This is a genomic window from Streptomyces sp. NPDC036813 (assembly GCF_055609245.1).
Genome location: NZ_JBVJPV010000008.1, coordinates 22,279 through 42,150, shown reverse-complemented (window position 1 = coordinate 42,150; position 19,872 = coordinate 22,279). Strand labels below are relative to the sequence as shown.

The following is a 19,872-nucleotide window of genomic DNA, read 5'->3' as shown; positions in this document are numbered from 1 at the left end:
GTCTGCGGTGAGCCGCTTCGAGCGGCGCGGGCAAGCGGAAGGCGCCCCGGTGCGTCAGTCCCCCCACGGGCCGACGACCAGGGCGCCTTCCCGTGTCCCGGTGCGGATTCCCCCCACGGGATCCGGCCGGGCGCTTATGAGAACAGCGCCTGAATCGCTGTGATGAGCACGGCGAGCGAACCCGCCGTACCCCAGTGATGTGTGCCGGGACGGCGCACGCTGGGAGGGCCGCTCAAAGCTTCCCGGTGTACGCGTCCCGGCAACGCAGCTCTGGAGAAGTCCCCCAAGACGACTCCAGATGTCAGTCGGCGCCCCCCAAGACGCTTCCTGACACCGCCAACTTAGACCGTCGAACCCCTTCGATGGTTACCTTCACATCACTGTGATCTGTGTCTCTTGCATATGTCCTTTAGATGCGCAAGAGCCCCGATATGACGATCGGAGCCACCGCGTAAGGAAGATGCGCGAGGCTTGTGAAGAGCTTATGTGAGGTCCGCGCCGGACTCCAGAGGGGTCCGGCCCTTGGGCCGTGACGAACACATCACGGACCGTTCATGGAACAGCTCACGGACCGCTCACCGAAACGCCCGCAGGCGCAGGCTGTTCGTCACCACGAACACGGACGAGAACGCCATCGCCGCCCCCGCGATCATCGGGTTCAGCAGCCCCGCCGCGGCCAGCGGCAGCGCGGCCACGTTGTAGCCGAAGGCCCACACCAGGTTGCCCTTGATCGTGGACAGCGTCCGCCGGGACAGCCGGATCGCGTCCGCGGCCACCCGCAGATCCCCGCGCACCAGCGTCAGATCGCTCGCCTCGATCGCCGCGTCCGTGCCGGTCCCCATCGCCAGTCCCAGATCGGCCGTGGCGAGCGCCGCCGCGTCGTTGACGCCGTCGCCGACCATGGCGACCGTCCGCCCCTCGCCCTGGAGCCGTCGTACGACGTCCACCTTGTCCTCGGGCAGCACCTCGGCGTACACGTGCGCGGCGTCGATGCCGACGCTCTTCGCCACCGCCTCGGCGACCGTCCGGTTGTCCCCGGTCAGCAGCACCGGCGTCAGTCCGAGCCCGCGCAGCCGTGTCACGGCCTCCGCGCTGGTCTCCTTCACCGCGTCCGCCACGGCGAGCACCCCGCGCGCCGCACCGTCCCAGCCGACCACGACAGCCGTACGGCCGCCGCGCTCGGCCTCCTCCCGCATCCGGGCCAGCTCCGGCGGCAGCGCGTCGAACAGGCGCCCCACGGCCACCTCGCGCCCGTCCACGCGCCCGCGCACACCCCGCCCGGGCACGTTCGTGAAGTCCTCGACGCCCGGCAGCGCACCGGCCCGCTCCTCCGCGCCGGCCGCGATCGCGCGGGCCACCGGGTGCTCGGAGGCGTGCTCCAGGGCGCCCGCGAGCCGCAGCACCTCCTTCTCGTCGGCGCCGTCGGCGACGTACACCTCCTGAAGGGTCATGCGGCCGGTGGTGACGGTGCCCGTCTTGTCCAGGACGACGGTGTCTACGCGGCGGGTGGACTCCAGCACCTCGGGGCCCTTGATGAGGATGCCGAGCTGCGCGCCGCGCCCAGTGCCCACCATCAGGGCGGTCGGCGTGGCCAGGCCCAGCGCGCACGGGCAGGCGATGATCAGTACGGCCACGGCCGCCGTGAACGCGGCCGTCGCGTCCCCGGTCGCCCCCAGCCAGCCGCCGCAGGTGGCGGCCGCGATCAGCAGGACGACGGGCACGAAGATCCCGGACACACGGTCGGCGAGCCGTTGCACCTCCGCCTTGCCGCTCTGCGCGTCCTCGACCAGCCTGGCCATCCGGGCCAGCTGCGTGTCCGCCCCGACCCGGGTGGCCTCGACGACCAGCCGGCCCCCGGCGTTGACGGTCGCCCCGGTGACCGCGTCCCCGACGCCCACGTCGACCGGCACGGACTCGCCGGTCAGCATGGAGGCGTCGACGGCGGAGACACCTTCCACGACCGTGCCGTCGGTGGCGATCTTCTCGCCCGGCCGGACCACGAACCGGTCGCCGACGGCGAGCCGGGACACCGGGACGCGCACCTCACTGCCGTCGCGCAGCACGGCCACGTCCTTCGCGCCGAGCTCCAGCAGCGCCCGCAGCGCGGCACCGGCACGGCGCTTGGACCGGGCCTCCAGATAGCGGCCCAGCAGGATGAACGCGGTGACACCGGCGGCGACCTCCAGATACAGCGTGGAGGAGGCGTCGCCGCGCACGGGGGTCAGGTCGAAGCCGTGCCGCATGCCGGGCATCCCGGCGTCGCCGAAGAACAGCGCCCACAGCGACCAGCCGAACGCGGCCGCAGTACCGACCGAGACCAGGGTGTCCATGGTGGCCGCGCCGTGCCGCAGATTCGTCCACGCGGCCTTGTGGAAGGGCCACGCGCCCCAGACGACGACGGGTGCGGCGAGCGTCAGCGACAGCCACTGCCAGTTGTCGAACTGCAGGGACGGCACCATCGCCAGCAGCACGACGGGCGCGGCGAGCACGGCGGAGACGACGAGCCGCTGCCGCAGCGCCGTCAGCTCGGGGTCCTGCTGCGCCGCGGTGTCGTCCGGCTGCTCCTCGGGGGGTGGCGCCGGCTCCTCGGCGGTGTACCCCGTCCTCTCCACCGTGGCGATCAGGTCGGCGACCTGGACACCGGCGGGGTAGACGACCTTCGCCTTCTCCGTCGCGAAGTTCACCGTGGCGCTGACGCCGTCCATCCGGTTGAGCTTCTTCTCGACGCGCGCGGCGCAGGACGCACAGGTCATCCCGCCGATGAGCAGCTCGACTTCCGACGTGTCGGCGGAGGCGGCGGAGGCGCTTATGGGTGCCGGTGCGGTGCTGGACATGCACGTACTCCTGAGAAACGGACCGGGGCCGTACGGATCCAGTATCAACTGGTCGGTACGGCCCGGTCGGGACGGTTGTGCGAGGGTGCGCCGCCGTGGGTGCGGGGCTGCGCGGCTCAGGCCTTGCCGACCAGCTCGTAGCCGGCCTCGTCGACCGCGGCGCGCACGGCCTCCTCGTCCAGCGGGGCGGCGGAGACGACGGTGACCTCGCCGGCGGCGGCGACGGCCTTGACCGAGGTGACGCCGGGGATCTCGGAGATCTCGGCGGAGACGGAGCCCTCGCAGTGTCCGCAGCTCATGCCGCTCACCTTGTAGACGGTGGTGACGGAACCGGGGGTGTCGGTGTGGGCGGTCATGTCGTTACTCCTCATCGAGGCGTGTGGGTTCGGTAGGGGCCGCACGGGCCGCCACTTCTCCCAGACTATACCCCTAGGGGGTATGAAGCCATCTTTGGGCGGACCTCGGCGCGTCGGCGGCCGCCGGATACCGTGCGGGGGGAGACGGCCGGGGCGAGGGAGGGCGTATGCGCGCTGTGGTGTTCGAGCGGTTCGGCGAGCGGGCCGAGGTACGGCAGGTGCCGGACCCTGCGCCCGCCGAACACGGCGTCGTCGTGCGGGTGGCGGCCACCGGGCTGTGCCGCAGCGACTGGCACGGCTGGCAGGGTCACGACCCCGACATCACCCTGCCGCACGTCCCCGGGCACGAACTGGCGGGGGTGGTGGAGGCCGTGGGCGCCCGGGTGGCCGGCTGGCGGCCCGGCGACCGGGTCACCGTCCCCTTCGTCTGCGCCTGCGGCAGCTGCGCCGCCTGCGCGGCCGGCGACCAGCAGGTGTGCGAGCGGCAGACGCAGCCCGGCTTCACCCACTGGGGGTCCTTCGCCGAGTTCGTGGCCCTCGACCACGCCGACGTGAACCTCGTGGCCGTACCCGAGGAGATGGCCTTCTCGACGGCCGCCTCCCTCGGCTGCCGGTTCGCCACGGCGTTCCGCGCGGTGGTGCAGCAGGGCCGGGTCGCGGCGGGGGAGTGGGTCGCGGTGCACGGCTGCGGCGGCGTGGGCCTGTCCGCCGTGATGATCGCGGCGGCCTCGGGTGCCCGGGTGGTCGCGGTCGACGTCTCGCCCCGGGCCCTGGGACTGGCGCGCACCTTCGGTGCGGTGGAGTGCGTGGACGCCGGACGCGCCGGGGACACGGCGGCGGCCGTACGGGACCTCACCGGCGGTGGCGCCCACCTCTCCCTGGACGCGCTCGGCGCACCCGTCACCTGCGCCGCCTCCGTGAACTCGCTGCGCCGCCGTGGCCGGCACGTCCAGGTCGGCCTGCTGCCCTCGGCCGACGGCACCACGCCCGTGCCCATGGCCCGTGCCATCGCCCTGGAGCTGGAGCTGCTCGGCAGCCACGGCATGGCCGCCCACACCTACCCGGCGATGCTGGAACTGGTCCGCTCCGGCGCCCTGCGCCCCGACCTGCTGGTCACCTCCACGATCCCGCTGGCGGACGCGCCGGCCGCGCTGGCGGCGATGGGGACCGCGGCGGGCGCGGGCGTGACGGTCGTCGAGCCGTGACGGTCATCCCCTCGCGCTGAGCGCAACGCGCCGCGCGGTGACGCCGGTGTACGCCTTTGCTGCACTCCTGTCACAAACGCCCCGCTCCTGTCACACATGTCGCGCGTACGCGGGCGTTGCGTCACACCCGTTCGACAGCCCCTGCCCGCCCGCCGTCCGTGTCGTTCACCGAGCAGACGCTTGGTGATCGCCAGCGCAGCGCCCGGCTCCCCCGACGGCCGCCCGACGGCCGCCGCCGCGGCGCGCGCAGGGAGGTGCACGACATGACCGACCGCAGGCTCTGGTCGTACAAGGAGATCGCGGCGCACATCAATGTGCAGCCGGACACCGTCCGTTCCTACCGCAAGCACGGACTGCTGCCGCCGCCCGACCAGGTGGAGGGCGGCAAACCCTACTGGTACGCCGACACCGTCCGGGCCTGGGTGGCCTCCCGCCCGCGCAACCGCGGCCGCCTCCAGGAGTGACACGCCCCGGCGCACCCGCGGGCCATCGGAGTGGCCCGCGGGCGCCCGGCGGACAGAAACTCGTCCGAATGTCCGGACAAAACATTGACAGGGCTTCGCGTACGGGACTAGAAAGCCGGGGAGAGCCGGGAGAAGCCGGGAGGTTCGGCAGCGCGCCGGGACCTCCCGGGTGACGAAGGGAAGCCGATGGCGTACGACCTGATCACCATGGGGCGGATCGGCGTGGACCTGTACCCGTTGCAGACCGGGGTCCCGCTGTCCGAGGTGACCACCTTCGGGAAGTTCCTCGGCGGCTCCGCCACCAACGTCGCCGTCGCCGCCGCCCGCCTCGGCCGCCGTACCGCCGTGATCACCCGCACCGGCGACGACCCGTTCGGCACGTACCTGCACGAGGCGCTGCGCGGCTTCGGCGTCGACGACCGCTGGGTGACGCCCGTACCCGGACTGCCCACGCCGGTGACCTTCTGCGAGGTCTTCCCGCCCGACGACTTCCCGCTGTACTTCTACCGCCGCCCCAAGGCCCCGGACCTGGAGATCGACCCCCACCAGCTCGATCTGGCCGCGATCCGCGAGGCGCGCGTCTTCTGGGTCACCGGCACCGGACTGAGCGAGGAGCCCAGCCGCACGGCGACCCTGAGCGCCCTCGCCCACCGGGCCAAGGCCGGCCACACGGTCTTCGACCTGGACTGGCGCCCGATGTTCTGGGCCGACCCGGACGCCGCCCGCCCCTTCTACGCCGAGGCCCTGCGCCACGCCACCGTCGCCGTCGGCAACCTGGACGAGGTCGAGGTCGCGACGGGCCACCGCGACCCGCACGCCGCCGCCCGCGCGCTGCTGGACGCCGGGGCCGAACTGGCCGTGGTCAAACAGGGACCCAAGGGCGTCCTCGCCGTCCACCGCGACGGTGACACCGCCGAGGTCCCGCCGCTGCCGGTGAACGTGCTGAACGGCCTCGGTGCCGGCGACGCCTTCGGCGGTTCCCTGTGCCACGGACTGCTCGCCGGCTGGGACCTGGAGACCTGCATGCGCCACGCCAACGCCGCCGGTGCCATCGTCGCCTCCCGCCTGGAGTGCTCCTCCGCGATGCCGACGCCCGCCGAGGTGGAGGCCGCCCTTGAGGCGGGGGCGGTCCGGTGAGAGCGGGGAGGGTCGGCGGGGCCGACCACACGGTGCCGTACGAGAACGGCGGCGGGTCCGGGCACGCGGCCCACGGCGGGCCCACCGTCGAGGTCGATGTCGCCGAACTCGTCCGCATCCGCAGCCATCACCCCGAGGCGATCGCCGAGGCCGCCGCCCGCCGCGCGCGCCGGCCGCTGCTCGCCGAGGCCGGACGGCTGATGATCGTCGCCGCCGACCACCCGGCGCGCGGCGCCCTCGGCGTCGGCGGCCGGCACCTGGCGATGGCCGACCGGGCCGACCTGCTGCGCCGGCTGTGTGTGGCGCTCGCCCGGCCCGGCGTCGACGGCGTCCTCGCCACTGCCGACGTCCTGGAGGACCTGCTGCTGCTCGGCGCCCTGGACGGCAAGGTCGTCATGGGCTCGATGAACCGTGGGGGACTGGCCGGCGCCCGCTTCGAGCTCGACGACCGCTTCACCGGCCACCGGCCCGAGGACATCGAGCGCCTCGGCTTCGACGCCGGCAAGCTGCTGCTGCGTATCGACTACGACGACCCCGGCTCGCTCGCCACCCTGGAGGCCGCCGCCCGTGCCGTCGACGCGATGGCCGCGCGCCGGCTGCCGGTCTTCGTCGAGCCGTTCATCAGCCGCCGGGGCACCGACGGCCGGCTGCGCAACGACCTGTCCGCCGACGCGGTGATCCGGTCGATCGCGATCGCCTCGGGTCTCGGCGGCAGTTCGGCGTACACCTGGCTGAAGGTGCCCGTCACCGACGACCCCGACGACATGCCCGCGGTGATGGCCGCCTCCACGCTGCCCGCCGTGCTGCTCGGCGGTGACGTCGGGGACGGCGACGACGACCGGGCCGCCGCGTTCGAGAAGTGGCGCGGTGCGCTGCGGCTGCCCACCGTGCGCGGCCTGATGGTCGGCCGTTCCCTGCTGTACCCGCCGGACGGCGACGTCGCCTGCGCGGTCGACGCGGCCGTCGCCCTGCTGCCGGGACGGCTGCCGTGATGCCGATTCCCTTGATGACGATGGCCGTGACGACGATTCCCCGCCTCGCGGCCCACGCTGCTTGTACGGTGCAGTCAGCGCCCGGCACCGCGGGTGAGGGAATCCCACCGAACGCCTCCGGCGCGGGAGGCCGCTTCGCCCTGGCAGGAGCGAAGTGCGAGCGACGACTCCCCGCCCGCTACGGCCCCGCGCCGGAGGTCCCCGCCGACCGTTCCCCCCGTTTCCCCTGCCTGCGAACCCTCCCCATCCGTCCGCTTCCGCCCCGGTGTCTATGCCGACGCCCAAACGGCAGACAGAGTGTCGGGCGCGCTGCCCGCCCCGGCCTGCTGGGATGTACCTGTGCCGCGATCGCGATCCGACCGTCGGCGGTCCCGGCACACGAGCACTACCCACGGCACGTCTCGACCCGACGCCGCCATTTGCGAAGGAGTAACTGGGCATGACGAAGATCGTCAACCACTGGATCGGCGGCAAGACCGCCGAGGGCACGTCGGGCACCTACGGTCCGGTCACCGACCCGGCGACCGGCGAGGTCACCACCAAGGTCGCCTTCGCGTCGGTGGAGGAGGTGGACGCGGCCGTCGCGGCGGCCCAGGACGCCTATCTCACCTGGGGCCAGTCGTCGCTGGCCCAGCGCACGTCGATCATGTTCCGCTTCCGGGCACTGCTGGACGAGCACCGCGACGAGATCGCCGAGCTGATCACCGCCGAGCACGGCAAGGTGCACTCCGACGCCCTCGGTGAGGTGGCCCGCGGCCTGGAGATCGTCGACCTGGCCTGCGGCATCAACGTTCAGCTCAAGGGCGAGCTGTCCACGCAGGTCGCCACCCGCGTCGACGTCTCCTCGATCCGTCAGCCGCTGGGTGTGGTCGCGGGCATCACGCCGTTCAACTTCCCGGCGATGGTGCCGATGTGGATGTTCCCGATCGCCATCGCCTGCGGCAACACCTTCGTGCTCAAGCCGAGCGAGAAGGACCCGTCGGCGTCGATGCGCATCGCCGAGCTGCTCGCCGAGGCCGGGCTGCCGGACGGCGTGTTCAACGTCGTGCACGGCGACAAGGTGGCCGTGGACCGGCTGCTGGAGCACCCGGACGTCAAGGCGGTGTCCTTCGTCGGCTCCACCCCGATCGCCCGCTACATCCACACCACCGCCGCCGCCAACGGCAAGCGGGTGCAGGCACTCGGCGGGGCCAAGAACCACATGCTGGTCCTGCCCGACGCCGACCTCGACGCCGCCGCCGACGCTGCCGTCTCCGCCGCCTACGGCTCGGCCGGCGAGCGCTGCATGGCCATCTCCGCGGTGGTCGCGGTGGGTGCGATCGGCGACACGCTGGTGGAGAAGATCCGCGAGCGTGCCGAGAAGATCAAGATCGGTCCCGGTAACGACCCGGCGTCCGAGATGGGCCCGCTGATCACCAGGGCGCACCGCGACAAGGTCGCCTCCTACGTCGAGGGCGCCGCCGCCGACGGCTGCGAGGTCGTCCTGGACGGCACGGGCTACACCGTCGAGGGCTTCGAGGACGGTCACTGGATCGGCCTGTCGCTGCTGGACAAGGTGCCGACCAGCGCCAAGGCCTACCAGGACGAGATCTTCGGACCCGTCCTGTGCGTGCTGCGCGCGGACACCTACGAGGAGGGCGTGGCCCTCATCAACGCCTCGCCGTTCGGCAACGGCACCGCGATCTTCACCCGGGACGGCGGCGCGGCCCGCCGCTTCCAGCTGGAGATCGAGGCCGGCATGGTCGGCGTGAACGTGCCGATCCCGGTCCCGGTGGGGTACCACTCCTTCGGCGGCTGGAAGGATTCCCTCTTCGGCGACCACCACATCTACGGCAACGACGGCACGCACTTCTACACCCGTGGCAAGGTCGTCACGACCCGCTGGCCCGACCCGGCCGACGCCCCGGCGGGCGTGGACCTGGGCTTCCCGCGCAACCACTGACGCCCCCGCGTGACGCCGGTGCCCCGCGCCTCCCGAGGGGAGGGGCGGGGCACCGGCGTGCGGTCAGCTGTGCTGCTGCTGCGCCTTGACGGCTTCGGTGAGGTCCCCGGTCTGCGCGGCGGGCGGCGCCGCGACGGTCGCCGTGGCGCCGAACTTCTCGAAGTCCATCGCACCGGCAGGTCCTTGTCGTTGACCCAGACGTCCATGGTGATGGAGTCGACGCCGCCGGTCATGGAGCTGAAGAGGTTGTCGTCGTTGCCGTAGGCCTGCTGGCGTGCGCCTGCTGCATCTGGGCGGCCTTGGTGTCCATCTCGACGTCGAAGACGAACCCGTGGCCCCAGGAGTAGGTGCCCCTGCGCGGTGTCGGCGACCTCGGCCCCTCTGACACCGCTGACCTCGTTCAGTGCCCTCGGAGGTCGTCCGGATACCGGACGGGCTGACATTTTTTTGACACGTTGGCTGCGGTTCCCGTTTACCCGGGACGAAAGGGATGACGAAGGAGTGACCGCTTAATGACCTTGGAAAGCAAGGTCACCCGATGAAGGGTCTTGCTGGTACCGCCAATAGGACGTCACAGCCTGGGAAAGCGATGTCGAGCGTGACCTTCCGCAAGTGCGGAATCCGAAGGTAATCGGCCATTGACGTGACGGTTTTCGTCGGGGTTCTATTCAGCGCCGGGAGTGGATGACACAGACGCAGACGATCCGCCGGAGGCGATAGCGCTCCCGCCCCCACCGCAGCCACACGAGTCGATCGGAACCGCCGCATGACCGACACGCTCCGCTCAGTCGAGAACGCCGTCCTGGAGACTGCTTCAGAGGCCCCCCAGAAGCTCAAGCGCTCGATCGGAGTGGTCGGCGGCACGCTGCTGACGCTGTCCTGCGTCACACCCGCGTCCACGCTCTTCGTGATCGTGCCCGACCTGTTCTCCAGCCTCGGCACCGCGACTGCGCTGTGCATCGCCATCGGTGCCCTGCTCTGCATCCCGATCGCCTTCTGTTACTCCGAGCTCGGCACCCTCATCCCCAGCGCCGGCGGCGAGTACGCCATCGTCTCCACGCTGGCCGGACGGCTCGCCGGCTGGCTGGCCTTCGTGATGTCGCTCCTCGTCGTGATGATCGTCCCTCCGGTCATCGCGATGGGCACCGCCGACTACCTCGCCCCGATCGTCCACCTCGACCCGGCCATGACGGGGGCCGGCGTCATGATCGCGGCCACCCTGGCCGGCCTGCTGGACCTGCGGGCCAACGCCTGGATCACCGGCATCTTCCTGGTGCTGGAGGTCGTCGCCGCCGGTGTCGTCGCCGTCCTCGGCTTCAGCCACTCCCAGCGCGGCGCGGGCAGCCTTGTCAGCTCGTTGCAGGTAGCCGGCGAAAACGCGCACGTCAGCCCGGTCACGGGCATGATGGTCCTCTCCGGGCTCGCCATCGCGCTCTTCGCCACCCAGGGCTTCTCCACCGCCATCTACCTCTCCGAGGAGCTGGAGAACCCGCGCCGCAACGTCGCCCGCACGGTCCTCGCGACGCTGGCCATCTCCGCCGTGGTCATCCTGGTGCCGGTCGTGGCGATCACCCTGGGCGCCGGTGACCTGAACACCCTGAGCGGCGGCGACATCAGCAGCATGGTCATCGCCTGGAGCAACTCCGCCGTCGGCACCTTCGTCAGCCTGTGTGTCGCCCTCGCCATCATCAACGCGGGCATCGTCATGGTCATCCAGAACTCCCGCGTGCTGTTCGCCTCCGCCCGCGACAAGGCCTGGCCGTCGCCGGTCAACAACGCCCTGTCCAAGCTCGGCCGGTTCGGTTCCCCCTGGGTCGCCACCCTCGTCGTGGGCGTCCCCGGCGCCTTCCTCTGCTTCGTCAACCTGGACACGCTCTACGGCGTCACCGGCGTCGCCGTCACCGGCCTGTACCTGCTGGTCGCCATCGCCTCGCTGCTCTCCCGCCGTGGCGCGCACGCCGGCCGGTCCGCCTGGCGGATGCGGCTGTGGCCGGCCATGCCGGTCCTGCTGATCGCCGTCCTGCTGTACATCCTGGTCGAGCAGGAGCCGTCCTACCTGCTGTGGACCGGCGGCATCACCGCCGTCGCCACCCTCTACTGGGCCCTGTACCTGCGCCCGCGCCGCGACACCCGCTGGCTGGTGTCGATCCCGGAAGACAGCGAACACGCGGAGATCGCCGAGAACGCGACGGACACGGCGGCCGCGACGGCCTGACCGGACCCGGCCCGCACGACGAGGCGGCGGCGTACCACGACTGCGGTACGCCGCCGCTTCGCGTACTCCCGCGGGAGGGCACCGCCGTCGGCCCCTGGGCTGCCGCCGTTGTCAGCGGCGCGCCGTACCGTTGACGCATGGATCTTCGCGGTCGCATCCCGAAGGGTGTGCGAGGGCTGCTGCACGGGCCCCGTCGGCTACTGGCCGCCGGGGCCGCCCTCGTGGTGCTCGCCGGAGCCGGCACCTGGACGGCCGTCGCCTCCGACGACCCGGCCCCGGTCCACCGCACCGACCAGGTGCTGGCTGTCGACGGCGTGCACCTGGACACCTCCTGGTTCACCGCCGGGGCCCCGGGCCGCCGCCCCGCCGTCCTGCTGGGGCACGGCTTCGGCGGCAGCAAGGACGACGTACGGCAGCAGGCCGAGAGCCTGGCCCGGGACGGCTACGCGGTGCTGACCTGGTCGGCACGCGGCTTCGGCAGGTCGAGCGGCGAGATCGGGCTGAACGACCCGCGCGGCGAGATCGCCGACGTCCGGGCGCTCGTCGACTGGCTGGCCCGGCAGCCGCAGGTGCGGCTCGACAAGCCCGGCGACCCGCGCGTCGGCGTCGCCGGCGCCTCCTACAGCGGGGCCACCGCGCTCCTCGCCGCCGGGTACGACCGGCGGGTGGACGCCATCGCCCCGGCGATCACCTACTGGAACCTCGCCGACGCCCTGTTCCCGGGCGGCGTGTTCAAGAAGCTCTGGACGGGTGTCTTCTTCTCCACCGGCGGCGGCTGCGCGAAGTTCGAGCCCGAGCTGTGCCGGATGTACCAGCGCGTCGCCGAGACGGGCCGGCCGGACGCCGAGGCGCGGCGGCTGCTCGAGGAGCGCTCCCCGGCCGCCGTCGCCGACCGCATCAAGGTGCCCACCCTGCTGGTGCAGGGGCAGAGCGACTCCCTCTTCCCGCTCGGCCAGGCCGACGCCGCCGCGCGGGCCATCCGGGCGAACGGCGCCCCCGTCGACGTCGACTGGATCGCGGGCGGCCACGACGGCGGCGACCTGGAGGCGGGCCGCGTCCAGGGCCGTGTCACCGCCTGGTTCGACCGCTACCTCAAGGGCGGGAAGAGCACCTCCACCGGGCCCGCCTTCCGCGTCACCCGCACCGGAGGCGTCGACTCCACCGACGGCACCGCCCAGCTGCGCGGCGCGAGCGGCGACACCTACCCGGGCCTGCACGGCAGCCCGCGCGCGATCCCGTTGACCGGAGGCCCACAGCGCGTCGACAACCCGGCCGGCGCCTCCCCGCCCGCCGTCTCCGCCCTGCCCGGCCTCGGCGGCGGCACCGGCCTCGCCCAGCTGTCCTCGCTCGGCCTCGGCGTCTCCCTCGACTTCCCCGGGCAGTACGCCGCCTTCGAGTCGGCCCCGCTGACCCGCGACCTCACGATCACCGGCTCCCCGACCGCCACCGTCCACCTCACCTCCACCAGCGACGACACCGTGCTGTTCGGCAAGGTCTACGACGTCGGGCCCGGAGCCGCCCGCCCCGTGCTGCCCGCCCAGCTCGTCGCCCCCGTCCGCGTGGAGGGCGCCCGGCGGGGCAAGGACGTCACCCTCACGCTCCCGGCGATCGACCACGAGGTGCAGCGCGGTCACCGGCTGCGCCTGGTCCTCGCCTCCACCGACCTCGGCTACGCCTCCCCGGCCGCCCCGGCGACGTACACCGTCTCCCTCAAGGGCGACCTGAGCGTGCCCAGCGCGCCCGGCGTGACGACCGCCGCCGCGCCGCTGCCGTCCTGGGTGTGGTGGCTGCCCCTCGCGGGCGCCGTCGCCGCCCTCGCCCTGCTGCTCACCGCCCGCCGCCCCACCTCCGCCCCGCCGCCCGACCCCGCCCTGGCCGACGTGCCACTGCAGATCACCGGGCTGAGCAAGAAGTACGCGCGGGGCCAGAGCTACAGCGTGCGCGAGCTGTCCTTCCGCGTGGACAAGGGCCAGGTGCTCGGCCTGCTCGGGCCGAACGGCGCCGGGAAGACCACCACCCTGCGCATGCTGATGGGCCTGATCCGGCCCGACGACGGGGAGATCCGGGTCTTCGGGCACGCGATCCGGCCCGGCGCGCCGGTGCTGTCCCGGGTCGGCGCGTTCGTGGAGGGCGCCGGCTTCCTGCCGCACCTGTCAGGCCGGGAGAACCTCGAGCTGTACTGGCGGGCGACCGGCCGCCCGCCCGGCGACGCCCACCTCGACGAGGCCCTGGAGATCGCCGGCCTGGGCAGCGCCCTCGACCGCGCCGTGCGCACCTACTCGCAGGGCATGCGCCAGCGCCTGGCCATCGCCCAGGCCATGCTCGGCCTGCCGGACCTGCTCATCCTGGACGAGCCGACCAACGGCCTCGACCCGCCCCAGATCCGCGAGATGCGCGAGGTGATGATCCGCTACGCGGCCGCCGGCCGCACGGTGATCGTCTCCAGCCATCTGCTGGCGGAGGTCGAGCAGTCCTGCACACACCTGGTGGTCATGGACCGCGGCCGGCTCGTCCGGGCCGGCGAGGTCGCCGAGATCACAGGCTCCGGCGACACCCTGCTCGTCGGCACCGCCGCCCCCGTGCAGGACGTGCTCGTGGAGAAGGTCGCCGCGCTGCCCGGCGTCGCCTCCGCGGTCCGCGCCGACACCGGGCTCCTGGTGAGACTCGGCTCGGACGGCACCGCGCAGGCCCTCGTCGCCGAGCTGGTCCGGCTCGACGTACCCGTGGCGTCCGTCGGTCCGCACCGCCGCCTGGAGGACGCCTTCCTCACGCTGATCGGAGGTTCCGCATGAGCACGCTGACCGAGCGGAGCGCCACGGCCTCCGGCTACAGCCCCGGCCGTACCCTGCCGCTGCGGGTCGAGCTGGTCCGCCAGCTGCGCCGGCGCCGCACGCTCGTCATGGGCGCGATCCTCGCCCTGCTGCCGTTCGTGCTGGTCGTCGCCTTCGCCATCGGCGGCGACCCGGGCGGGCGCAACGGCCGGGTCACCCTGATGGACACGGCCACCGCGTCCGGCGCCAACTTCGCCGCCGTCAACCTCTTCGTCTCCGCGGGCTTCCTGCTGGTCGTCCCGGTCGCCCTGTTCTGCGGGGACACCGTGGCCTCGGAGGCGAGCTGGTCCTCGCTGCGCTATCTGCTGGCCGCGCCCGTGCCCCGCTCCCGGCTGCTGACGTCGAAGCTGCTCGTCGGGCTCGGCCTGAGCCTGGCAGCGATGGTGCTGCTGCCGCTCGTGGCGCTCGCCGTCGGCACCGCCGCCTACGGCTGGGGGCCGCTCCAGCTCCCCACCGGCGGCGCCCTCGACGCCGGCACGGCGGCGCAGCGGCTCGCGGTGGTCGTGGCCTACGTCTTCGTCTCCCAGCTGGTCACCGCGGCCCTCGCGTTCTGGCTGTCGACGCGGACCGACGCCCCGCTCGGCGCGGTCGGCGGCGCGGTCGGGCTGACCATCGTCGGCAACGTCCTCGACGCCGTCACCGCCCTCGGCCACTGGCGCGACTTCCTGCCGGCGCACTGGCAGTTCGCCTGGGCGGATGCCGTCCAGCCCCGCCCGGAGTGGTCCGGCATGATCCAGGGCAGCGCCGTGTCGGTCACGTACGCGCTGGTGCTGTTCGCGCTCGCCTACCGGGGCTTCGCCCGCAAGGACATCGTCAGCTGACCCCGCCCCCGCTCCCGGACAGGACGAACGGCGGGCCACCGGGGAAGACCCGGTGACCCGCCGTCTCGCGGAGGCGATGTGTCCGATCAGCCGTTCTCGGCGAGGACCGAGATGTCGTCGAGGACGTGCGACAGCGCGTCGTCGCCCTTCGCCTGCGTGGAGTTCTCGGCGCACTGCTGGTACTGCGGCGAGGACAGGACCGGGATGTCCTGGACGCCGACGTTGACCAGGGCGAGGATGTTCTGGACGTCGGCCTTGGCCGGCAGGCCGATGCAGGGCTTGTTCAGCGAGCCCTGGACCAGCGAGAGCTGCGGGCTCTGGTCACCGAGCGTGGCCGAGTTGCCGAACTCCGACTTGGCGCCGTTGCCGCTGGCGGACCAGGTGCCGTCGCCGTCACCGTGGGCGAGGGCCTGGGGGGCGGTCGCCGCCGTCACACCGGCGAGCGTCGCGGTGAGAGCCGCGGTGGCCCACAGCTTCTTCATGTTCTTTTCCCTTCGAAAAAGCGGACTCCAGGGGAGGAGCTGCATGATCGTCAACGGTCGGGGAGCCGCCCGGGTTGCGGCTTGTGCCCCGATTGGAGTAGCGCACTCCGGTGGGGTTCGCGCGCCTCACCGGAGAACCCGGCGAGCATTCCCCGGTACGACGAAGCAGCGAGCCGCCGGGGGAGCGGCGGCTCGCTGAGGGGCCGGCGGGGCCGGCCCAGGACTCGACTCGGCGAGCCCGATGCCCGGGAGGGACCCGTCAGCCGTTCGAGGCGAGGACCGCGAGGTCGTCCAGAACGTGCGACAGCGAGTCGTCACCCTTGGCCTGCGTGGAGTTCTCCACGCACTGCTGGTTCTGCGGCGAGGACAGGATCGGGATGTCCTGGACGCCGACGTTGACCAGGGCGAGGATGTTCTGGACGTCGGCCTTGGCCGGCAGGCCGATGCAGGGCTTGTTGAAGGAGCCCTGGATCAGCGCGAGCTGCGGGCTCATGTTGCCGTAGGTGGCCGAGTTGCCGAACGACTGCTGAGCGCCGTTGCCGCTGGCGGACCAGGTGCCGTTGCCGTCGCCGTGCGCGAACGCCTGCGGCGCGACGGCAGCGGAGGCGCCGACGACGGAGGCGGCGACCGCGGCGGAAGCCAGTACCTTCTTGATCACTTGCTTGTCCCTTCTGAAGAAACCCCGTCACCGGAGCGTCCTGGTCAACTCCCCACGGCGGCCTTGGTTCCTGCCATTCACTCCGATGGCCCACACGTGGAACCGGCCGGGCGCTCTGTCCCGCGTGGCTTTCCGTGAATTCCGCGCCGCCGAACGCGCCGATCGGGTGAAGACCCGCAACCATTCCGCCCAGGCCGGGTTGATGCGGGGGCAGGAACACGCGTCTTGGCCAGGTGCCAGGAAAGGAAAAGCGAAATGCTGAAGAAGGCAATGGCCGCGGTGGCGGTCGCCGCGTCGGTCGCCGGTGTCACGGCTGCGGCAGCCCCCCAGGCGCTTGCCACCGGCGACGGCAACTCCACGTGGTCCGCGAGCGGCAACGGCGCCCACGAGTCGTTCGGTAACTCGGTCACCAAGGGCAAGATGAGCCCGCAGGGCACCCTGGTTCAGGGCTCCCTCAACAAGCTCTGTGTCGGCCTGCCCGCCAAGGCGGACGTGCAGAACATCATCGCCCTGGTCAACGTGGGCGTCCAGGACATCCCGGTGCTGTCCGCGCCGCAGTTCCAGGAGTGCGCCGAGAACTCCACCCAGGCCAAGGGCGACGACCCGGCGTCGCACATCCTGGACGACATCTCGGTCCTCGCCGCGAACGGCTGATCCACGCCGTACGCCTCGCGCCCCGGCCGTCCGCACTCCTCACGCGGGCGGCCGGGGCGCGGTCCGAGTGGCTCGGCCGCCCGGTACGTTTCCCCTTTCCTGCAAACGGGTTCACGCGGGACACCCGTGTGTTCATGTGACAAGGCGTTCGAGTGAATTACCCGGCGACACACGTTCCGTCGGTTCAGCGGATGTCTATCTCTCGTTCTGCAGCCTGCAGGTCATGGTGCGAGCCGTTCCGACTGCGCTCGCTCGGTTCTGCCCGAAAGGGCCGGCCGACACGGTGCATGACCGCAGAGAAGGGAAATTCCATGAAGAAGTGTGCCGCTGTCGTCGCCGGCCTGGTCCTGGCTCTCGGCGCTGCCGCCCCCGCGTTCGCCGACGGCGGCGCGACGGCCGAGGGTGCCGCCGTCAACTCCCCGGGCTTCCTGTCCGGCAACGTCGTCCAGGTGCCGATCAACCTGCAGGCCAACGTCTGCGGCAACAGCATCAACCTGATCGGTCTGCTCAACCCGGCGTCGGGCAACGTCTGCGTCAACGACTGACGCTTCGGACATCTCAGCCGCTCGGCTGTGACTAGGCCGGCCTTGGACCACGGCTTCACTGTGCCAAGGCCGGCCTTTTCCTACCTCTCCCAGCAGGAAGACCACGAGATTGCGACAGAGCCTGAGCAGGGGAATGGTCGCTGCCGCCGCCGCGACGAGCATTCTGTCCCTGTACGGAAGTCCCGCCCTCGCAGGCGCGGACGCGGCCGGGACGGCCCACAACTCGCCGGGCGCCCTGTCCGGCAACAGCGTCCAGGTCCCGGTCGAGGTGCCGCTGAACGCCTGCGGCAACTCCATCGACGTCATCGCCGCTCTCGACCCCGCGTTCGGCAACTCCTGTGCCAACGCCGGCCACTCCCACGCGCCGCGCGCCCACACCAGGTCGTCCGACGACGACGGCTACGGCGACGACTTCCCCGGCGCCGGCGTCGGGCACGTCCCGGGCGGCGTCCACGTCCCCGACATCCCGGGCGGGGGCCACGGCCACTCGTCCGGCGGGGGTTACGGCGACACCCCGGGCGGAGGTCACGACTCCTCCGGCGGGGGTTACGGCGACACCCCGGGCGGTGGACACGACTCCTCCGGCGGGGGTTACGGCGACACCCCGGGCGGTGGACACGACTCCTCCGGCGGGGGTTACGGCGACACCCCCGGTGGCGGATACGGTGACCACTCGTCACCGCCGCACACCACGCCCCCGCCCCACACCAGTCCGCCGGTGACGACGCCGCCTCCCACTACGGGGCCGCCGCACACGTCGCCGCCTCCGCACACCTCGCCACCCCCGCACACGTCTCTGCCTCCGCACACGAGCCCGCCGGTGACGTCGCCGCCTCCGACGACGAAGCCGCCGCACACGTCTCCGCCTCCGCACACGAGCCCGCCGGTGACGTCGCCGCCTCCCACCACGAGGCCGCCGCACACGTCGCCCCCGCCCCACACCTCGCCTCCGCACACGACGCCTCCGCCCTACACGACCCCGCCGTACAGCACTCCGCCCGGCGGGGAGCACGGTGGGCACGGGCACCACGGGCATCACCACCCGAGCCTGCCCGACACCGGTAGCGCCGCCATGCTGGCCGCGTCCGGGGTCAGCGCCGCGCTGATCGCGGGCGGCGTGATCCTTTACCGACGGGGCCGTTCCGCGTCCCATCGATGACGCCTTCGGGCTCCGGCCCCGCACCCGCCCCGGGTGCGGGGCCTTCCCATGCCCGGGCCCCGCCCGTCACCTGCGCGGGGGAGTGCCTCACCCGGACGCGGCGGCACGGTGGCAGATCATCCTCTCGTATGACTGAGTGTCAGTAACTCACGGCGTGTCAGCCGGCTGCGGCCGGCGGCGCGGGAGCGGAGAGAGGAGCAGGCATGGCCCCACAGCAGCGACGCGCACGGTGCCGGCGGACGGCGGTCCTCGCGGCCGTGGTCGCCGCGTCGGCGGCCCTGGCCCCGGTCCCCGGCTTCGCCGCCGACCCGGCAAGGGCCGGCGACCCGCCGGCTCCCGCTCCGGTCACCTCGACGCCACCGGCCGGGCCCGCGCCGGCACCGTCCTCGGCGGCCCCGCCCGGTACGACGACCACCACCCCGGCCGCGCCCACCCCCGCCCCGCCCGGCGCGTCCAAGAGCCCCGAACCGGTCGCCCCCGCCTTCGGCGCCTACCTCGACTACGGGCCGCGCGGGGTGGCGCGGATGGCCGCGCTCAGCCAGTGGCTGGGCGGCGCCGAGATCCGCGTCGGCCACACCTATCTGCCCGGCGACCGCTGGCGGAACATCGAGGGGCCGCCCGGCTTCCTCGACGTCTGGGCGGACTGGCGGCGGCAGAAGGCCGACCGGATGCTCGTGCTGAACGTGCCCATGCTGGAGCGCAACGAGGAGGGCGTCCCCGACGCGGAGGTCCGCCGGATGCTGCGGCAGGGCGCCGCCGGGCAGTACGACCACCACTTCCGCCGGCTCGCCGAGCGGCTGGTGCAGCTCCAGGTGCCGGACACGGTGATCGTGCTCGGCTGGGAGATGAACGGCATCACCTACACGCACCGCTGCGGCCCCGACCCCGCGGCCTGGAAGACGTACTGGCAGCGGATCGTCACCGCCATGCGGTCGGTGCCGGGGCAGCGGTTCCGCTTCGACTTCACCCCGAGCCGCGGCCGGGACGCGGTGCCCTGGACCGAGTGCTACCCGGGTGACGGCACGGTCGACATCATCGGCATGGACGCCTACGACCAGCCGTCCGGGATGCCCTTCGCCGAGCAGGTGCGCGAACCCTACGGCTTGCAGGCGCACGTGGACTTCGCCAAGGCCCACCACAAGGCGATCTCGTTCCCGGAGTGGGGCCTGTTCCGCAACGGCGACAACCCGGAGTACATGCGCGGCATGCTCGCCTGGATGGCCGAGCACAAGCCGGTGTACAACACGCTGACCGACTACTGCCCGCACGGCGTCTGGCAGTGCTCCGGCAACCCGCGCGCCGCCCAGGTCTACCGGTCCGTGCTGTCCGGCCAGGGCCACCCGGTCACCCCGCAGCCGACCGAGCCCACCGCCCCGACCACGCCCAGCGTGCCCAGCACGCCGGTCACCCCCGAGCCTTCGACGACGCCGAAGCCGTCCAAGAGCTGCTCGCCGCTGGACCTCGGCGACTGGGTGGAGTACTGGCTCGGCGGGAAGCTGTGCATCAAGGTCGACTGGTGGTCCCGCGGCCGTTAGGGCTCAGCGTGGCGCCGCAGGTGGTCCCGCATCCGCCGGGGA

16 protein-coding genes and 1 pseudogene are annotated in these 19,872 nt (G+C 72.6%); 13 read left to right on the top strand and 4 right to left on the bottom strand.

Features of this window, described 5'->3' with window-relative positions; genetic code table 11:
• Window positions 1-575: 575 nt before the first annotated feature.
• On the bottom strand, window positions 576-2,834 hold the full coding sequence (locus ACZ67Q_RS18050; protein WP_471182829.1) for a heavy metal translocating P-type ATPase: 2,259 nt from the start codon (window positions 2,832-2,834) through the stop codon (window positions 576-578).
• A 116-nt stretch (window positions 2,835-2,950) separates the two neighbouring features.
• Entirely contained in the window at window positions 2,951-3,190 is a 240-nt protein-coding gene (locus tag ACZ67Q_RS18045; protein WP_471182826.1) for a heavy-metal-associated domain-containing protein, read from the bottom strand.
• Window positions 3,191-3,357: 167 nt separating this feature from the next.
• On the opposite strand from ACZ67Q_RS18045, the gene ACZ67Q_RS18040 reads away from it, so the two are divergent.
• The 9 genes and pseudogenes from ACZ67Q_RS18040 to ACZ67Q_RS18000 all read left to right on the top strand — a co-directional run bounded on the left by ACZ67Q_RS18040 (window position 3,358) and on the right by ACZ67Q_RS18000 (window position 14,797).
• Window positions 3,358-4,395: a zinc-dependent alcohol dehydrogenase family protein gene (locus tag ACZ67Q_RS18040; RefSeq protein ID WP_471182823.1), complete on the top strand. Its 1,038-nt coding sequence runs from the start codon at window positions 3,358-3,360 to the stop codon at window positions 4,393-4,395.
• 263 nt (window positions 4,396-4,658) lie between these two features.
• Window positions 4,659-4,859: a helix-turn-helix transcriptional regulator gene (locus tag ACZ67Q_RS18035; RefSeq protein WP_471182820.1), complete on the top strand. Its 201-nt coding sequence runs from the start codon at window positions 4,659-4,661 to the stop codon at window positions 4,857-4,859.
• Between the two features lie 186 nt (window positions 4,860-5,045).
• The gene (gene iolC / locus ACZ67Q_RS18030) at window positions 5,046-5,996 is read left to right on the top strand and encodes a 5-dehydro-2-deoxygluconokinase (protein ID WP_471182817.1); all 951 of its coding nucleotides are present in this window, start codon (window positions 5,046-5,048) and stop codon (window positions 5,994-5,996) included.
• A gap of 116 nt (window positions 5,997-6,112) precedes the next feature.
• The gene (locus tag ACZ67Q_RS18025; RefSeq protein ID WP_471183427.1) at window positions 6,113-6,988 is read left to right on the top strand and encodes a Cgl0159 family (beta/alpha)8-fold protein; all 876 of its coding nucleotides are present in this window, start codon (window positions 6,113-6,115) and stop codon (window positions 6,986-6,988) included.
• Between the two features lie 113 nt (window positions 6,989-7,101).
• Window positions 7,102-7,224, top strand: a pseudogene (locus tag ACZ67Q_RS18020) (5-deoxy-glucuronate isomerase); the annotation flags it as partial.
• A 203-nt stretch (window positions 7,225-7,427) separates the two neighbouring features.
• Entirely contained in the window at window positions 7,428-8,930 is a 1,503-nt protein-coding gene (gene mmsA / locus ACZ67Q_RS18015; protein ID WP_471182814.1) for a CoA-acylating methylmalonate-semialdehyde dehydrogenase, read from the top strand.
• 766 nt (window positions 8,931-9,696) lie between these two features.
• Window positions 9,697-11,145: an APC family permease gene (locus ACZ67Q_RS18010; protein ID WP_471182811.1), complete on the top strand. Its 1,449-nt coding sequence runs from the start codon at window positions 9,697-9,699 to the stop codon at window positions 11,143-11,145.
• Window positions 11,146-11,282: 137 nt separating this feature from the next.
• Window positions 11,283-13,937 carry a CocE/NonD family hydrolase gene (locus tag ACZ67Q_RS18005; protein ID WP_471182808.1) on the top strand — a complete coding sequence of 885 codons (2,655 nt, stop codon included), beginning with the start codon at window positions 11,283-11,285 and terminating at the stop codon, window positions 13,935-13,937.
• On the top strand, window positions 13,934-14,797 hold the full coding sequence (locus ACZ67Q_RS18000) for an ABC transporter permease (protein ID WP_471182806.1): 864 nt from the start codon (window positions 13,934-13,936) through the stop codon (window positions 14,795-14,797). Before ACZ67Q_RS18005 ends, ACZ67Q_RS18000 begins: the two co-directional genes overlap by 4 nt.
• Window positions 14,798-14,883: 86 nt before the next feature.
• On the opposite strand, the gene ACZ67Q_RS17995 is transcribed toward ACZ67Q_RS18000, so the two are convergent.
• Both ACZ67Q_RS17995 and ACZ67Q_RS17990 read right to left on the bottom strand, forming a co-directional pair.
• On the bottom strand, window positions 14,884-15,279 hold the full coding sequence (locus tag ACZ67Q_RS17995) for a rodlin (protein ID WP_471182803.1): 396 nt from the start codon (window positions 15,277-15,279) through the stop codon (window positions 14,884-14,886).
• Between the two features lie 259 nt (window positions 15,280-15,538).
• Complete coding sequence (locus ACZ67Q_RS17990; protein WP_361623055.1) at window positions 15,539-15,937, bottom strand: rodlin; 399 nt, start codon at window positions 15,935-15,937, stop codon at window positions 15,539-15,541.
• A gap of 255 nt (window positions 15,938-16,192) precedes the next feature.
• On the opposite strand from ACZ67Q_RS17990, the gene ACZ67Q_RS17985 reads away from it, so the two are divergent.
• From ACZ67Q_RS17985 to ACZ67Q_RS17970, 4 genes are all read left to right on the top strand, one after another.
• Window positions 16,193-16,591 carry a rodlin gene (locus ACZ67Q_RS17985; protein WP_471182801.1) on the top strand — a complete coding sequence of 133 codons (399 nt, stop codon included), beginning with the start codon at window positions 16,193-16,195 and terminating at the stop codon, window positions 16,589-16,591.
• Window positions 16,592-16,902: 311 nt separating this feature from the next.
• Window positions 16,903-17,136, top strand: coding sequence for a chaplin (locus tag ACZ67Q_RS17980; protein WP_471182798.1), 234 nt, complete (start codon window positions 16,903-16,905; stop codon window positions 17,134-17,136).
• A gap of 133 nt (window positions 17,137-17,269) precedes the next feature.
• A complete protein-coding gene (locus ACZ67Q_RS17975) occupies window positions 17,270-18,295 on the top strand; it encodes a chaplin (protein WP_471182796.1) in 1,026 nt (341 codons plus the stop codon).
• Window positions 18,296-18,498: 203 nt separating this feature from the next.
• Window positions 18,499-19,830: a glycoside hydrolase family 26 protein gene (locus ACZ67Q_RS17970; protein WP_471182793.1), complete on the top strand. Its 1,332-nt coding sequence runs from the start codon at window positions 18,499-18,501 to the stop codon at window positions 19,828-19,830.
• Window positions 19,831-19,872 lie beyond the last annotated feature (42 nt).

Coding starts and splice junctions, on each gene's coding strand:
- ACZ67Q_RS18045 (WP_471182826.1), bottom strand. CDS start 3,190: ATGACCGCCCACACCGACACCCCCGGTTCCGTCACCACCGTCTACAAG.
- ACZ67Q_RS18000 (WP_471182806.1), top strand. CDS start 13,934: ATGAGCACGCTGACCGAGCGGAGCGCCACGGCCTCCGGCTACAGCCCC.
- ACZ67Q_RS17975 (WP_471182796.1), top strand. CDS start 17,270: ATGGTCGCTGCCGCCGCCGCGACGAGCATTCTGTCCCTGTACGGAAGT.
- ACZ67Q_RS17970 (WP_471182793.1), top strand. CDS start 18,499: ATGGCCCCACAGCAGCGACGCGCACGGTGCCGGCGGACGGCGGTCCTC.
- ACZ67Q_RS18010 (WP_471182811.1), top strand. CDS start 9,697: ATGACCGACACGCTCCGCTCAGTCGAGAACGCCGTCCTGGAGACTGCT.
- mmsA (WP_471182814.1), top strand. CDS start 7,428: ATGACGAAGATCGTCAACCACTGGATCGGCGGCAAGACCGCCGAGGGC.
- ACZ67Q_RS18005 (WP_471182808.1), top strand. CDS start 11,283: ATGGATCTTCGCGGTCGCATCCCGAAGGGTGTGCGAGGGCTGCTGCAC.
- ACZ67Q_RS18035 (WP_471182820.1), top strand. CDS start 4,659: ATGACCGACCGCAGGCTCTGGTCGTACAAGGAGATCGCGGCGCACATC.
- iolC (WP_471182817.1), top strand. CDS start 5,046: ATGGCGTACGACCTGATCACCATGGGGCGGATCGGCGTGGACCTGTAC.
- ACZ67Q_RS18040 (WP_471182823.1), top strand. CDS start 3,358: ATGCGCGCTGTGGTGTTCGAGCGGTTCGGCGAGCGGGCCGAGGTACGG.
- ACZ67Q_RS18050 (WP_471182829.1), bottom strand. CDS start 2,834: ATGTCCAGCACCGCACCGGCACCCATAAGCGCCTCCGCCGCCTCCGCC.
- ACZ67Q_RS17995 (WP_471182803.1), bottom strand. CDS start 15,279: ATGAAGAAGCTGTGGGCCACCGCGGCTCTCACCGCGACGCTCGCCGGT.
- ACZ67Q_RS17980 (WP_471182798.1), top strand. CDS start 16,903: ATGAAGAAGTGTGCCGCTGTCGTCGCCGGCCTGGTCCTGGCTCTCGGC.
- ACZ67Q_RS17985 (WP_471182801.1), top strand. CDS start 16,193: ATGCTGAAGAAGGCAATGGCCGCGGTGGCGGTCGCCGCGTCGGTCGCC.